The sequence below is a fragment of the Flavobacterium psychroterrae genome (genome assembly GCF_018380615.1).
In the GTDB taxonomy this organism is placed as follows: domain Bacteria; phylum Bacteroidota; class Bacteroidia; order Flavobacteriales; family Flavobacteriaceae; genus Flavobacterium; species Flavobacterium psychroterrae.
This window is the reverse complement of the sequence record NZ_JAGYVZ010000001.1, coordinates 77,407-93,622: the sequence shown is the minus strand read 5'-3', so window position 1 is coordinate 93,622 and position 16,216 is coordinate 77,407. Positions and strand designations below refer to the sequence as shown.

Below are 16,216 nucleotides of genomic sequence, written 5' to 3'. Positions count from 1 at the left end.
TCACGACAAATGAAGACACGGCGGTAACGATCAATGTTACTACAAATGATTCGGATGTTGACGGAACAATTGATGTTGCGACAGTAGATTTGGATCCAGCAACACCAGGCATTCAAACTACTTTCACCGTAACTGGTCAGGGAACTTACATGGTTAACAATTTAGGCGTGGTGACTTTTACGCCAGTTTTAAACTATAACGGAACAGCAACTCCAATCAATTATTCGGTAAACGATAATAACGGAGCGGTATCGAATATTGCGACGATTTCAATTACGGTAACTTCAGTTAATGATAATCCTGTTGCAGTTGATGATATTTATACAGTTGCAGAAGACGGAACAATAACATTAACACCTTTGGCATTGGATTCAGATATTGACGGAGATACTTTGAGTATTACTTCAATTAACGGAACGGTTTTAACAGGTGGAATCCAAACCATAAATGTTACAAACGGAACAGTAAATATCTCAGCTTCTGGCGTAATTACTTTTACTCCGGCATTGAACTTTAATTCGGCTACGCCAATTATTATTCCTTATGTAATCAGCGATGGCAACGGAGGAACTGCTACGGCAAACGAACTTATTACAGTTACGGCTGTAAATGATAATCCTGTTGCAGTTGATGACATTTATACAGTTGCAGAAGACGGAACAGTGACATTAACACCTTTGGCATTAGATTCAGATGTTGACGGCGATACTTTGAGTATTACGTCAATTAACGGAACTGTTTTGACAGGCGGACTTCAGACCATTTCGGTTACTAATGGAACAGTAAATATTTCTGCTAGCGGACTAATAACTTTCACACCAAGTGCAAACTTTAATTCGGCTACGCCAATTAGTATTCCTTATGTAATCAGTGATGGAAATGGCGGAACAGCTTCGGCAAATCAAGTTATTACTGTAACATCGGTAAACGATGCTCCAATAGCGAACAATGATGTAAATCTTATCATTGCATCTACAGCTTCGGCGACAGCAATCAACGCTTTAACAGCGACTGATGTTGACGGAACAATTGCAAATTATACGGTTTTAACTTTGCCAACTAACGGAATCTTAGCATTAGCAGGAGTTCCGGTAACTTTAAACCAAGTGTTAACGCCGGCAGAAGCAGCAATGCTTACTTACACTCCAAGCGGAACATTTACTGGTGTTGATACCTTTACTTTTAACGCGACGGATGATTTAAATGCAGGATCAGCAGTTGCAACAATTACAATTCCGGTTGGGAATAATGCACCAACTGCTCATGATGATGCTACAAATGCAAATATTCGTTCAAGAGCGGGAGCAACGGCAATCAATGCTTTAACAGCAACAGATACTGACGGAACTATTGTAAGTTATACTGTTTTAAGCTTACCATTAAATGGAACTTTGGCTTTAAGCGGATCTGCAATAATAGTAAACCAGGTATTGACACCGGCACAAGCGGCAATGCTTACTTATGATCCTAGCGGAGCATTTTCAGGTAACGATACATTTACATTTACTGCGACGGATAATAATGGAGCAATCGATGCAAGTCCGGCAATAGTTACAATTGTAATTGATAAAACAATTTTAAATGCAGTAGCTGATCCTATAAATTCAGTTGTTGGAATTAATAAAATTATAACGGTAACCAACATCTTCAATAATGATACTTTAAATAATAGTCCGTTAAATTATTTAGATGTTAATTTAAGTCTTCCAACTCCGGATCCAAAAGGTGTTTTGACATTAAAACCTGATGGAACAATTGAACTGGCGCCAAACGCACCAGCGGGAACTTATTCTTTGACTTACGAAATTTGCGAAAAAGCAAATGCTGGAAATTGTAGTTTAGCTACTGTAACCGTTACGGTTGTTGCACCTACGATGACAATAACAGCAAATAGCTATTGCTCTAATAATACACCGTATGTTTCTTATAATGTCGTGGCTGATAATTTTACGCCAACAACATTGTTAACAATCAATTGGATCGATAGTGCGAACAATATTGTAGCGACACAAAATAATATGCCATTAAATGGAAATGTTTTGTGGCCGGGAGCGGTAGTTGACGGAAATAATAATCCTGTTGACTGGCCGGGATGGGTTTTAACAAACGGACAATGGACGCAAGGAAATGATGGTTTTGAATTGACTAGACCTGCTGTTACAATGCAGTTTTCATTGAATCCTACACAATCTGTAGTAGTGAATTATCCTTCAGCAATAACTGGATGTAGTGCAATGCCAACTTTTGGAATTGTGGCAGGAAATGAAGATGATGTAACACTTGCAGACGGACTTAACGGAGCTTTAGAAGTAATTAATGTTTTAGACAATGATAAATTAAATGGTGTTCCGGTTCAGCCTGCGGATGTTATTTTGAAAGGTCAAAATCTTCCAACAGGAATTACGCTTAATGCTAATGGAACAATTGATGTAGCGCCGGGAACAAAAGGAGGAAGCTATACATTAACTTATCAAATATGCGAAGTAGCAAATTCATCTAATTGTACAACTGCAACAGTTAAGATTTTTGTTGAAGTTCCAGCAATTGCAATTGTAAAAACAGTTGTATTGAATGACACTAACGGAAATGGATATGCTGAAGCAGGAGAAACTTTAACCTATAATTTCGAAATTACAAACAAAGGAAACACAGATCTTGAAAACATAATAGTTGCAGATCCGTTACCGGGAATTGTTATGAGCGGAGGTCCAATTAATTTGGCAGCTGGTCAAACTGATACAACTTCAATTACTGGAACGTATACTTTAACTCAGGCAGATGTAAATTCAGGAACTATAAGCAATCAGGCAACAGCTTCGGGAATTACAAAAAGCGGAATCATTGTCATGGACAAATCAGATTCCAGCAATGTTGATGGCGAAAAACCAACTATTTTAGAATTAAGCGGTTGTGTGATCAAAATCTTTAACGCAGTTTCGGCAAATGGAGATGAAAAGAACTCAAGATTCTATGTACAAGGTTTAGAATGTTATCCAGAAAATACAGTTCAGATTTACAACCGTTGGGGAGTGTTAGTGTTCGAAAGAGATCATTATAATAATAACGACATCGCCTTTAGAGGTATTTCAGAAGGTCGTGTTACAATTAAAGACTCAAACGGATTACCGGAAGGAACTTATTACTATATAATAAGATATAAGGACAAGCAATCTAACGCACACCAAGAAGCTGGATATTTATACCTGACGAGATAATATACTACACAAATAAAATGGCTTGGTGAAAGCTAAGCCATTATTTAAAAATAAAGTAAATGAAAAAATTAGTTTTAGTTTTATTGTTTTGTTCCGTTGCAGGTTTTGCCCAGCAAGATGCGCAGTTTACACAATACATGTACAACACCATAAATATAAATCCCGCCTATGCAGGTTCAAGAGGCGTAATGAGTGTTTTCGGACTTTACCGTACACAATGGGTTGGGTTAGATGGCGCGCCGGAAACCAGTAGTTTTTCTGTAAATACACCAGTTGGTCAAAACGTTGGGTTAGGAGTTTCACTAATCAATGATAAAATAGGCCCTACGAATGAGAATAATTTATCGGCAGATTTCTCCTATTCAATTCCAACATCGGCTACAGCCAAATTATCTTTTGGTATAAAAGGATCAGCAAATTTATTCAAACTTGATCCAACTAAATTAACACCGGAAGATCAGGGAGATCCGCAATTTCAGGATTTCAAAAATAAATTTACGCCTAATGTTGGAGCCGGAGTTTACTGGCATACAGATAAAGCGTATGTAGGTTTATCGGTTCCTAATTTTATCCAGACCAATCGTTATGATGATAATGATGTTGCGATTTACAAAGACAAAATCAACTATTATTTTATCGCAGGTTATGTATTTGATCTGGATCGTTACGAAACCGTAAAATTCAAACCGGCTATCTTAACTAAAATGGTCGAAGGTTCGCCATTGCAAGTAGATGCATCGGCTAACTTTATGTTCAACGATAAGTTTGTAATTGGCGTTGCTTACAGATGGAGTGCTTCGGTAAGTGCATTGGCTGGATTTCAAATCACAGATGCTTTATATCTTGGTTATGCTTATGATCGTGAAACCACCAAATTAGTCAATTATAATTCAGGATCGCACGAGATATTCCTGCGTTTTGAATTCTTAAACAAATATGGACGTATAACTTCACCAAGATTTTTCTAATTATGAAAGTTAAAAATATAATTTATGCTGCTGTTTTGTCTGCTGTTTCTTTTAACGGAATGGCTCAAAAAACAGTTTTGAATAAAGCAGAGAAGGAGTACAATCAATACGCTTATGTAGATGCAATTGCTATTTATGAAAAAGTAGCCGAAAGCGGATATAAGGATGAAAAAATGTTTCAGAGATTAGGAAACTCCTATTATTTTAATGCCGAATTACCGAAAGCTGCAAAGTGGTACGACGCGCTTTTTGCTTTTAACGAGCAACAAGAACCTGAATATTATTATAGATATTCTCAGGCACTGAAATCTGTGGGTGATTATGCCAAAGCAGATAAAATGCTGGAAATTTTTAATGCGAAAGTTAAAACTGATACCAGAGGTGTTTTATTCGAAAAAAATAAAAATTATCTGGAGCAGATTAAAGCGAATGCAGGAAGATTTGATATTGCAAATGCCGGAATTAATTCGAAACAATCAGATTACGGAAGTACAATTTATAACAATAAATTAGTATTTGCTTCTGCTCGTGATACCGGAAGTGTTATTAAAAAAACATTTAAATGGACAAATAAATCGTTTACGAATTTATATGCTGCGGAATTAAAAGCGGATGGAACTTTAGAGAATCCGATTCGTTTTGAGAAAAAAATCAATTCTAAATTCAATGAATCTTCTCCGGTTTTCACCAAAGATGGAAAGACAATGTATTTTACCCGAAATAATTTTTTAGGCGGTAAAAAAGGAAAAGACAATAAAAGAATTACATTATTAAAGTTGTACAAAGCCGAATTTGTAAATGATAAATGGACAAATATTATTGAGTTGCCTTTTAATAGTGATCAATACAGTATTGCACATCCGGCTTTAAGTCTGGACGAAAAAAAGCTGTATTTCGCATCAGATATGCCGGGAACTTTAGGACAATCGGATTTGTTTAGTGTTGTTATTAATGAAGATGGAACCTTCGGGAAACCGGAAAATTTAGGAACAGCAATTAATACCGAAGGACGAGAAACATTTCCATTTATATCCAAAGATAATGAACTTTATTTTTCAAGCGACGGACGTCCTGGATTAGGCGGGCTCGATGTTTTTGTTTCGAAAATTAAGGAAGATACTACTTTTGATCTCGTACAAAATATCGGGGAACCAGTAAATACTAAGTCGGATGATTTTGCTTTTATAATTGACAACAATACACGTAAAGGCTTTTTCTCCTCTAACAAAGAGGGCGGAATTGGAAATGATGATATCTATAAATTCACGGAAACAAAAAGACTGGACTGTGAAAAAAAATTATCAGGAATTGTTTCCGATTCTCAAACGAACGAAGTTTTAGCCGATGCAAAAGTAATTTTGCTTGATGATAAGTTTAAGGAAATTGCAACAGTAATTTCGGATAAAAACGGAATTTACAATTTTGATGTAAAATGCAATCAAACGTATCATGTCAGAGTTTCAAAACAAGATTACGAAACCAATGAAAGTCCGGTTACTATTGAACCAACAAATGATAAGCCTGAATTAGATGTTAAATTAAATAAACAAATCAAGCAAATAGAAGTAGGGACTGATTTGGCTAAAACCTTAGATATTCCGATTATTTATTTTGATCTGGATAAATCATTTATTCGTCAGGAAGCTGCTTTTGAATTAGAGAAAGTACTTGCTGTAATGAATCAATATCCTGAAATGAAAATCGATGTTCGTTCTCATACAGACAGCAGACAAACTCAGGAATATAATATGACATTGTCTAATAAAAGAGCAAAAGCAACCATCGAATGGTTTGTAAAACGAGGAATTGCCTCAGCCAGAATATCAGGAAAAGGATATGGTGAAAGTCAGTTAATCAATAAATGTTCAGATAATGCAGCTTGTACAGAAGCAGAACATCAGTTAAACAGAAGAAGCGAATTTGTAATTGTTTCCATGAAATAAGAAGATTAGGTTCTAGTTTTTTCAAGAATTAAAATAAAAAAAATGCGATTGTAAAATTTATAATCGCATTTTTTTTATTTTAAAAATTGGTTGGTTTTTTTGAAAAATGCATTTCGTTTTTTATAGTGCATAAACAAAGTCCTATATATCGCTCCGCTGGAGCTTTGGATAAAATAGAATACAAATTGGCTATAAATATATTGCTCCGCTGGAGCTTTTAACGAATAAGCAAAGTCCCATCGGGACGTGATATTTATAGCAAACACGAAATCCGTTCAAATGAACCCCAGCGGGGTGATATGGATTTTAGAAAATAAAATTAATCTCGCAAAGGCGCTAAGACGCAAAGTTTACACACAATATTGTCATTTCGACAGAGGAGAAATCGCACTTGTGAATCGACAAAGATTAGCAATTAGGCACGGTTTTTCGTGTGATTTCTCCTTTGTCGAAATGACGAACTTTTGCGATTTTGACACAAAATAATAGCATAAAAAAAAAGCCGGTTTCCCCCATGAAACCGACTTTTTAAATTTTTCCCTAAAGGGAAAGAAATTAATACTAACAAATTTATCGTATAGCAAATCTTAGTTTAAGTCCGTAAGAAACTAATCTTACATCGTTTGCAAACGGCGATTCAAGTACACTATTATGTTGCAATTGCACAGGCAATTCCGGAGCATATTGAATAAAATTTTTGTTACTGCTTTTATCGTAGATATTATTTAATCCGTAGTCCAAATAAACTCCGATGTAAATAGCACTTTTGTCACCAATTTTTTGTTTTACACCAGTTTCAAAAGTCGCTGAATACGAAACTTCAGTATCCAGATCCTCTTTAGCTGTTTGTACATTATTTGTACGGGCGAAACCAGCAAATGCAGGACTAAATAATTCAACATTATATTGAGGATAAAAACCGCTTGTAGTAAGGTTTTCCATTTTACTTTCGTAAGTTCCATTTACTGCAAATCCAACTTTTGCTCCGGCGGCAAGATACAATTGTGTAGTTCCCGGAGTTTCAAATTGAATGCTGACAGGAATATTGATGTATCCTAATTTTTGAGTTTCTCTCAATCCGTTTGCTGTATATCTGAATTGAAAATTTTCGTTTTCAGCATCTGTAGCGGCATAACGCCCGCTAATCGAGCTGAATTTTACATCAGATTTGTAGGTTTGATATTCGGCACCAATTCCAAGGCTCAAACTTTCACTTAAGTAATACGAATATCGAATTCCTGCATTTATTCCGTTTCCGGGAACTACATCTCCGGGCGTATTATATTTCAAAAATGAACCAGGTCCGCCTACAGAAATTGATAATTCTTGTTTCTTATCCTGACCATAACTGTTTAAGCATCCTAAAAGTACAGTAATCATGGCTGTTGATGCTATATAGTTTCGTATATATTTTTTCATCTTAATTTTTTTTAATTGTCCGTGCTGTTCGAAAACAGCACGGACAGATTTTATTTATTTACTATTACTTTTAGTGTTTTTTTGATATTTGGAGTTTCAATAACTACAATATACATATTGCTTTCAGCGTCAGGTAACTGGATTTCAGTTATTACTGAAGAAGATTTAATTGTATTCACTAATTGTCCGGAAACTGAATACAGGCTAATTTGCATGTTATCAAGTTCTTCCTGTGGATAATCAGCTTCAATAGTAATTACTTTTCCAGCCTGAATTGGGTTTGGATAAAGCTTAGCAGATAACGTTTTTTGTGTCGTGATTTTAGTAGAACAAGTGCTAAGTACTTTCCCGTCTTTCGTTGTCATTTTTACGCTATAATCTGCTGTTTTATCTAGTGAATTAGCCAAATCATCTCCAGCTGAATAATACTGACCTGTTCCTATCAACTGACCGTTTTTAAACCATTGGTATGAAACAAATTCATAACCTCCATTAGTTTGCGGATTGTTATTTACGATAAGAACATTATTGAATTTTTGATGAACGATGTCATAGAATCCAAAAGGTTTTTCTACAGTTATAGTATAATTAGCTGTTGCAGATCCGTCCTGAGAAGTAACTTTTACGTTTTGCGTATAAATTCCCGGTTTAGGAGGAGTAATTGCAAAGTTAGCGGAAGGAGTAATAGTAGCATTAGTTTCATTTACGATAGCGACATTCAAATTGTTTTCTCCACAAGCCAGAACATATTTAATATCCTTAGCAGGGTTTTGATAGACAGTATTACCAAGAGTAATTTTTGTAATGCTAACATCATTGTTTTTGATTACAAGAACTTGAGAAACATCTGCTGCCGGTAAATAATTAGCATTACCATCCTGATGCGCTACAATTAACAATTCACCTGATCTTAACAAATCTACTGCTCCAACCGCAGAAACATTAGCAGGAGGAAGTGCAGAGATATATGTATAAGAGTAACGAATTGCTAAACCTGAATTAGAAGAAGCTTCTAAATTAAAAGTATTAACTGCTCCAAGAGTTTTTGGAGGAATTGGTGCAAAAGTAATCACTTGTGCTGCTTTTTTGATCGTTAGCTGTGCAGTAAGCGTAACCGGAGAACAATTAGCTGAACTTGCGGATGGAGATACTATTGCAGTAACTGTATAAACACCCACATTGATTGCACCGTTTGCAGTACTTCCTGCTGGTGTAATTGAATACGCTACGGTAGCTCCCGCAGGAAGATTTGCTACTTGTAATGCCTGAACATTTCCGTTATAAGTAACCTCAGCATTGCTAAAAGTTACCAGATTCAATGGACTGGCTACTACATGAAGTGTTTGAGTTTGGAAACTTGTATTTCCGTTACCATCATCATAAGTCCATGTGATTACATAAGTACCTACGGCATTATAAGTTAATGGATCAGTAGTTGTTGCATTTACAATTCCTGCACAAACATCAGTCGCTGTAGGAATAGCAATTTCTGCTGATAAAATAGAACAGTAATTTGTAATATCAGGTAAATTCGTTACATCAGGAACTGGTGCAAGAATATCCGGATTTGTTATTATAGTTACTGGCTTTGTAACAGTACATGCATTAGCATCAGTAATCGTTACAGTATAATTTCCTGCAGTAAGTCCGGATGCTGTAGCTGTTGTAGCTCCGTTAGACCATAAATAAGTATAAGGTACGGTTCCGCCAGTAGCTGTTACAATTGCTTCACCATCATTTCCTCCTGTACAAGTTACATCAATTTGTGCAGTTGTAGCATCAAGAAGTAGAGGTTCAGTTATAGTAACGACTTGTGTTGTTGTACAAGAGTTTGAATCAGTAACTTCTATAGTATAAGTTCCCGCAGCTAATCCTGTTGCTGTATCAGCAGTTCCGCCAGTTGGTGACCATACATAAGTGTAAGTACCTGTTCCGCCGGTTGCATTTACAATCGCAGTACCATCATTTGCTCCATTACAAGAAACGTTTGAAGCTGTAGTTGTAGCGATAAGTAAAGTTGGTTCTGTTATAGTAAAACTTTGTGTCGTTTGACATGAGTTATCATCAGTAATAGTTACAGTATAAGTTCCTGCACTTAATCCTGTAGCAGTATCAGCTGTTCCGCCAGATGGTGACCATGCATATGTATATGGTGCTGTTCCTCCGGTTACGTTTACAGATGCTGATCCGCTAACATCTCCGTTACAAGCCACATTAGTTTGTGACGGTGTAACTACAATTGCAGCAGGTTCATTAATTGTAAAGTTTTTTACAGTAGAACAACCATTAGCAGATGTAATTGTTACGCTATAATTACCCGCAGTTAAATTGCTGGCAGTATCTTCAGTACCACCTGTAGGCGACCAAACATAAGTGAAGGGACCAGGAGCTCCTGATGGAACTACAGTAAGTGAACCATTACTTCCTCCGTTACATGAAACATCAGTTTGAGATGTTGTAGCAACAAGAGTATTGGTTGAACCAATAGTAAAGTTTTTAACAATTGTACAACCGTTATCATCAGTAATTAAAACGCTGTAGTTTCCTGCTGCTAATCCTGTTACGGTTTGTGTTGTTTCACCATTTGGTAACCATGAATAAGTATAAGGAGCTGTTCCTCCAACAGGAGTTACAGATGCTTGTCCGCCAATAACACAAGTTGCATTTATTTGGCTTGTCGAAGCATTTAAAACTGCAGGCTCAGTAATAGTGAAATTTTGAGTATAAGTACATCCATTAGCATCAGTAATTAAAACAGTATAATTTCCTGTTGTTAATCCTGTTGCAGCTGCTGCAGTACCTCCGGAAGGTAACCATACATAAGTATATCCCGGTGTTGCGCCACTTACAGCTACAGAAGCTGAACCATTGCTTCCTCCATTACAAGAAACATTTGTTTGTGATGGTGTTACAGTGAAAGTTGAAGGTTCTGTTATAGTAACAGATTGTGTATAAACACAAGTGTTAGCATCCTGAACGGTCACAGTGTAAGTTCCTGCAACTAATCCTGAAGCAGTTGCTGCATTTCCTCCTGAAGGTGACCATGAATAAGAATATGGCGCTGTAGCTCCGCTTGGAGTTATAGTTGCAGAACCATTACTACCTCCATTACATGAGACATTTGTTTGTGATACTGTAGCAGAGAATTGCGCAGGTGTACTAATAGTGATATTTTTCACCAATGTACATCCGTTAGCATCAGTAATTGTACAAGTATAATTTCCTGCAGGTCTTCCTGAAATAAGTGAACTCGTTCCTCCTAAAGGTGCCCATGAATAAGTATATCCCGGAGTTCCTCCTGATACTGTTACACTTGCAGTACCATTTGATCCGCCAAAACAACTAACTCCTGTTGAAGCTGTTGAAGCAGAAAGTATTGCTGCCGGTTGAGTGATGGTAAAGTTTTGAGTAGTCTGACATAAGTTAGCATCGGTTACTGTTACGGTATAAGTACCGGCAGTTAATCCTGAAGCTGTAGCTGCATTACCACCTAATGGTGACCATGAGTAAGTATAGGTACCCGTTCCGCCACTTGCACTAACAGTAGCAGATCCTGTTGCATCACCACGACAACCTATATTGGTCATTGCTACCGGTGTTGCTATTAAAGCTGATGGTTGTGTTATTGTAAAATTTCTTGTTGTTGAACAAGTATTAGCATCAGTAATAGTTACGGTATAAGTTCCTGCTGTTAAACCTGTAGCTGTAGCTGCAGTTCCTCCTGCAGGTGACCATAAATAAGTATATGTTCCCGTTCCTCCTGTTACATTTACAGTAGCAGATCCTGTTGCAGATCCATTACATAATATATCATTTTGTGAAGTTGTCACAGCAAATGGAGTTGGTTCTGTAATTGTAAACGTTTGAGTTGTCTGACATAGTTTGCTATCAGTAACTGTTACTGTATAAGTTCCCTGAATTAGACCGCTTGCAGTAGCTCCGGTACCTCCTGTTGGAGACCATAAATAAGTATATCCCGGAGTTCCTCCTGTAGTTACAACAGTTGCAGATCCGTTAGATCCTCCGTTACAGCTTACATTGTTTATCGTTCCCTGAGACGCAGCCAATACAGCCGGTTGAGTTATGGTGAAATTTTGTGTAACCTGACACGTATTTGCATCTTTAATAGTTACACTATAAGTTCCTTGTGTTAAATCCGTTATAGAATTTGTTGTAGTGCCATTAGACCAAAGATAAGTAAAACCTCCTGTTCCTCCTGTTGGTGTAACAGTTGCAGAACCATTAGTACCTCCGTTACAACTAACATTAACTTGTGTTGGGACAGCATTTATAACCGCCGGTGTTCCTACAACAATATTAGTCACAGTTCTAGTACATGAGTTAGCGTCTGTAATAGTAACAAAATAAGTCCCTGCAAGAAGTCCTGATGCTGTAGCTGTTGTAGCTCCATTAGACCATAAATAAGTATATCCGGGTGTTCCTCCAGAAGCTACGATTGTAGCCGTTCCGTTAGATCCTCCAAAACAAGAAACTGATGTTGTAGAAGGAGTTGCGCTAATAATAGCTGAAGGTCCTCCTACAACAATATTGCTTATAGTTCCTGTACATGAATTAGCATCAGTAATAGTTACACTATAAGTTCCTGCTATAAGTCCTGTTGCTGTAGCTGTTGTAGCTCCGTTTGACCATAAATAAGTATATCCCGGAGTTCCTCCCCCAGGCGTAACAGTTGCAGTTCCGTTAGATCCTCCAAAACAAGAAACAGGTGTGGTAGAAGCAGTTCCGCTAACAGAAGCGGAAGGTGTTCCTACAATAATGTTACTCACAGTTCTTGTACATGAATTAGCATCAGTAACAGTGACACTATAAGTTCCGGCAGTAAGTCCGGATGCAGTAGCAGTTGTAGCTCCGTTTGACCATAAATAAGTACGGGAACCCGTACCTCCAGAAGCTGTAATCGTAGCCGTTCCGTTAGATCCTCCAAAACAGGAAACATTTGTTACACTAGGAGTACCGTTAAGAACTGCTGGCTGTGTTACTATAATATTGTTTACAGTTCGTGTACATGAATTATCATCTGTAATCGTTACACTGTAAGTTCCTGCTAAAAGTCCTGTTGTAGTAGCCGTTATAGCTCCATTAGACCATAAATAAGTATATCCCGGAGTACCTCCGGTAGCAGTAATTGTAGCAGTTCCGTTAGATCCTCCATTACAAGAAACATTTGTTACAGATGGAGTTCCCACGATAGTTGAAGGTTGCGTTATTGTGAAATTTCTGGTAATTTGTGATAATTCACTATCAGTAATATTTACAGATATTGGTCCAACACCCAGTCCTGATGCAGTAGCCGTTGTAGCTCCGTTAGTCCATAAGTACGTGTATGGAGCACCACCTCCATTTGCAATAACAGTAGCTGTACCATTACTGCCACCAAAACAACTCACATTGCTTTGTCCCGTCGCAGCAGTACCTAATCCTGCATTAGTCGTTAGTGTTAATTGAGCACCATAACTTGTGCCTCCACTATTAGTTGCATACGCTCTATAATAAATAAGTGATGCGGGAGGAAATCCTGTTACAGTATTTGTAAATGCTCCAGTCCCGGTTCCAATTTGAACCTTATTACTTAAAATAGTTGGATTTGTTGTAGTTGCCCAAACGATTCCTCTTTCTATAGTTGCATCTCCACCATCTTCAGTTACATTTCCGCCAATTGTAGCAGAAACTGCTTTTACAGCTGTAGCTGCCGTTGTAGTAACAGTTGGAGCTACGGCTCCATTTGCGAATGTAAAACTATCAATAGCAAAATAATCATAGTTCGCACTTAATTGAATAACAAGCTGATCAATAACTACATTAGTATAATCAGCAGCCCCGTCAGTAACAAAATTAGTATAAACAAAACCGTTACCCGGTAAAGTATAACCAATGTTAGCACCACTAGTAGTTTTAACAACAGTAAATTGTGTTACACCAGCAAGCTTTCCTGTAAAAGTAACAGATCCCGCAGCTCCATTGCTGGTAACTCCGGCATTTTGATTAGAATCACCACTTAGATAAATCCAAAAGTTGCTGACCTTAAAGCTTCCTGCAGCTGCAGTAATAGTACCAAACTGCCCTAAAGCTTCTGGTCCTGCTGAGTCTGAAACCTGTATAAATCTGTTTGTACCACCATAACCCTGACCTGCACCATTAAATACCGTAAAAACGCCATAACTGCTCGTCAGGTTAAATGTTTTTGAAGCGTTTGTGAAATTTGCTGCACCGACTGTAGCGGTATCAAATGTCTCCGTTGTCTGAGCAGTTATATACTGCATCCCAAAGAAGAGAAAAATTAATAATAAGTAAAGTTTTTTCATAATGTTTTGATATTAGATTTATCATTTTGTATTCTTGTTAATTATTTTTCAGTTTATTTTCAAACTCCAATCTTTTAATTAAAGTTGAATATCATGTATAAACAAGAGTTAACGGTTATTGTTCAATCTATCATTGCGTCAAATACTGTTGATGAACATGTAAAAAGTGCTAAGGAACTGTCAGATTTCTACAGTAAAATTTCTTCGGTAGAACATTCTGTCAGCAATGAAACACTTGTGAAAGGCGGCATTGCATTGTCAAGTTCCGGTGCGGCAGATTGTGTCGATGATTATCTGCGCACGGTTTTTTTTATAAAAGGTATTTATAAAGCTTTAACCCAACTGTGTAATCATTTTCCTGAAAGAAGCGTTAATATACTATATGCAGGCTGTGGGCCTTATGCAACCTTAATTCTGCCTTTACTTCCTTTATTTGATAAAAGCAGAATTAACGCTTTATTATTAGATATTAATGCCGCTTCAATAGCCTCTGTGCGCAATCTTTTATCTGTCACAGGTCTTGATGAATACCAATTACAATTAATTGAAACCGATGCGACAACGTACACTAAACCAAATGATTTTACAATTGATCTGGCAATTTCTGAGACCATGCATTACGCATTGACCAGTGAACCGCAAGTTGCCATTACACAAAATATTGTTTCACAATTGCCTCCTCATGGAATTTTAATTCCTGAAGAAATAACAATTGATCTTGCCTATACTTTTTTTGATCATGAGCCAGCACTTAAAAACGCCAAACAAGAGGTAAAGGGCCACAAACAAATGCAGCCCTATCCTCACCATGTATTTGTTGATAGATTATTTACAATAAACAAAGAACTTTTTAGCAGTATAATTCACAATTCAAAAATTGAAAGTAAATTTTATGACCTGCCGGCAAACTTTGAAAATCATCCTGATATTTGCATTTTTACTAAAATTAAGATCTTTAACAATATTGAGTTAAAAACTGCTGAGTCGTATATAACAAACCCATATTGCGTTGTATCTCTGTACAGTATTAATGATTATTCAGGAATTCAGCTGATGTACGATTTTAGCGAAATACCAAAATGGTCCTACAACCTAAAAAATTAATTGTAATTAACCCTATTAATTTCTTGATGGAAAAATACCTTCTAAGCAAATAATGTAAGTCAATGCTACATAAGGTTGCATTACAGAAATTGGAATATTAGAACCCGTAATACCAGTTGTAACATTAGTCAGTAAATCTACACTTGGAGTTGCAGTTGCAAATCCTAATGTAGGAGTAAAAGTTCTGGATACAACGGATCCCGGTACTGCTAACGATGCACCGGCTACAGGTGTTGAGTCTGTTGCATTTGATGCACTTACAGATATTTTACCTGGTCCTGCGTGAACGTGTGCAGGCAAGTTGCTTGTTAAAATAGAAACATTTGGTGTACCGGCAGTTTGTCCAAGAACGTAGTTTGATCCACCACCATTTCCAGATCCAATTGCTGTAGCACCCTGAAGATTAGGTAATGCAAATGTTGTAGTACCGTTACCTCCGTAGGTCGTACCTAAGATAGCATAAACAGCATTGTATTGTGCAATAGATAATAATTGTCCGTTGCATAAAGCCCAGCCTCTAGGTGCAAAATTTCCCGCAAAAAGTTTTACAACTCCAATGAATTCTTCCATAGTTTAAAAGTGTTAAATAGTTAATGATTAGATTTAGTTTAATAGATGACCTAATTAATAGGGTATGATGGTTTATTGAATATTGCTAAATTACTTTTTATAAGTGTCTCAGAAGCAAGGGTTTTTACCTGATTTTGTAATAATTATAATAAATTTTAATCCTGAAATATAAAATTAGTACGAGAAAATTTTAGAATATTAGAAATTGAAAATTAGCAGCAATTGCATCTGTCAAATGAATGCAGTTCTTAAAAGTTAATCCCTTCCGTTATTCCGTTTTTTTAATCCGATTTAAAATTAGATATCTATGGCGCGTAAAAAGTAAAAGATGCTATAAAGCCGGTTTTTCATGTCATGAAAACCCTTTTTTATTGTAAGAGAAATTTTGACCGATCATTTTCATAATCCATTATTCATTCAATCAAAATAGAGAACCTGTATTGAAACTTAATTATGAAATATCGTATTGAAACTTACCGGGTTGTAAGTTTTGTCTGTTTGTCTTATAAAAATATAAATAAAATACGACATAATGATCAGTAAGCGAGGATTATTTAAGTTTATTCTTATTTTTTATAAAGAGCAGCAAAATTATCATTCTATAAAATATATAGAAGTGGTGTCTTTTATAAAATCTTAATAACTAATCAAATAAGGATTTCCATTCACAATTT

At 36.6% G+C, this 16,216-nt stretch carries 7 protein-coding genes; 4 read left to right on the top strand and 3 right to left on the bottom strand.

The window, feature by feature from the left end:
- The 3 genes from KHA90_RS00355 to KHA90_RS00345 form a co-directional block, all read left to right on the top strand.
- The coding region (locus KHA90_RS00355; protein ID WP_213293620.1) for an Ig-like domain-containing protein at window positions 1–3,215 on the top strand (3,215 nt) is incomplete at its 5' end.
- A 59-nt stretch (window positions 3,216–3,274) separates the two neighbouring features.
- A complete protein-coding gene (locus KHA90_RS00350) occupies window positions 3,275–4,183 on the top strand; it encodes a PorP/SprF family type IX secretion system membrane protein (RefSeq protein ID WP_213293617.1) in 909 nt (302 codons plus the stop codon).
- Between the two features lie 2 nt (window positions 4,184–4,185).
- Window positions 4,186–6,126 (top strand): OmpA family protein, encoded by a 1,941-nt coding sequence (locus tag KHA90_RS00345; protein WP_213293614.1) that lies wholly within the window; start codon window positions 4,186–4,188, stop codon window positions 6,124–6,126.
- A 570-nt stretch (window positions 6,127–6,696) separates the two neighbouring features.
- Here KHA90_RS00345 and KHA90_RS00340 read toward each other — a convergent pair.
- Window positions 6,697–7,545: an outer membrane beta-barrel protein gene (locus KHA90_RS00340; protein ID WP_213293612.1), complete on the bottom strand. Its 849-nt coding sequence runs from the start codon at window positions 7,543–7,545 to the stop codon at window positions 6,697–6,699.
- Between the two features lie 50 nt (window positions 7,546–7,595).
- A complete protein-coding gene (locus KHA90_RS00335; RefSeq protein WP_213293610.1) occupies window positions 7,596–13,868 on the bottom strand; it encodes a T9SS type A sorting domain-containing protein in 6,273 nt (2,090 codons plus the stop codon).
- 93 nt (window positions 13,869–13,961) lie between these two features.
- Between KHA90_RS00335 and KHA90_RS00330 the strand changes: the two genes are divergently transcribed.
- The gene (locus KHA90_RS00330) at window positions 13,962–14,972 is read left to right on the top strand and encodes an SAM-dependent methyltransferase (protein ID WP_213293608.1); all 1,011 of its coding nucleotides are present in this window, start codon (window positions 13,962–13,964) and stop codon (window positions 14,970–14,972) included.
- A gap of 15 nt (window positions 14,973–14,987) precedes the next feature.
- Here KHA90_RS00330 and KHA90_RS00325 read toward each other — a convergent pair whose 3' ends face one another.
- On the bottom strand, window positions 14,988–15,542 hold the full coding sequence (locus KHA90_RS00325; protein WP_213293606.1) for a phage tail protein: 555 nt from the start codon (window positions 15,540–15,542) through the stop codon (window positions 14,988–14,990).
- Window positions 15,543–16,216 lie beyond the last annotated feature (674 nt).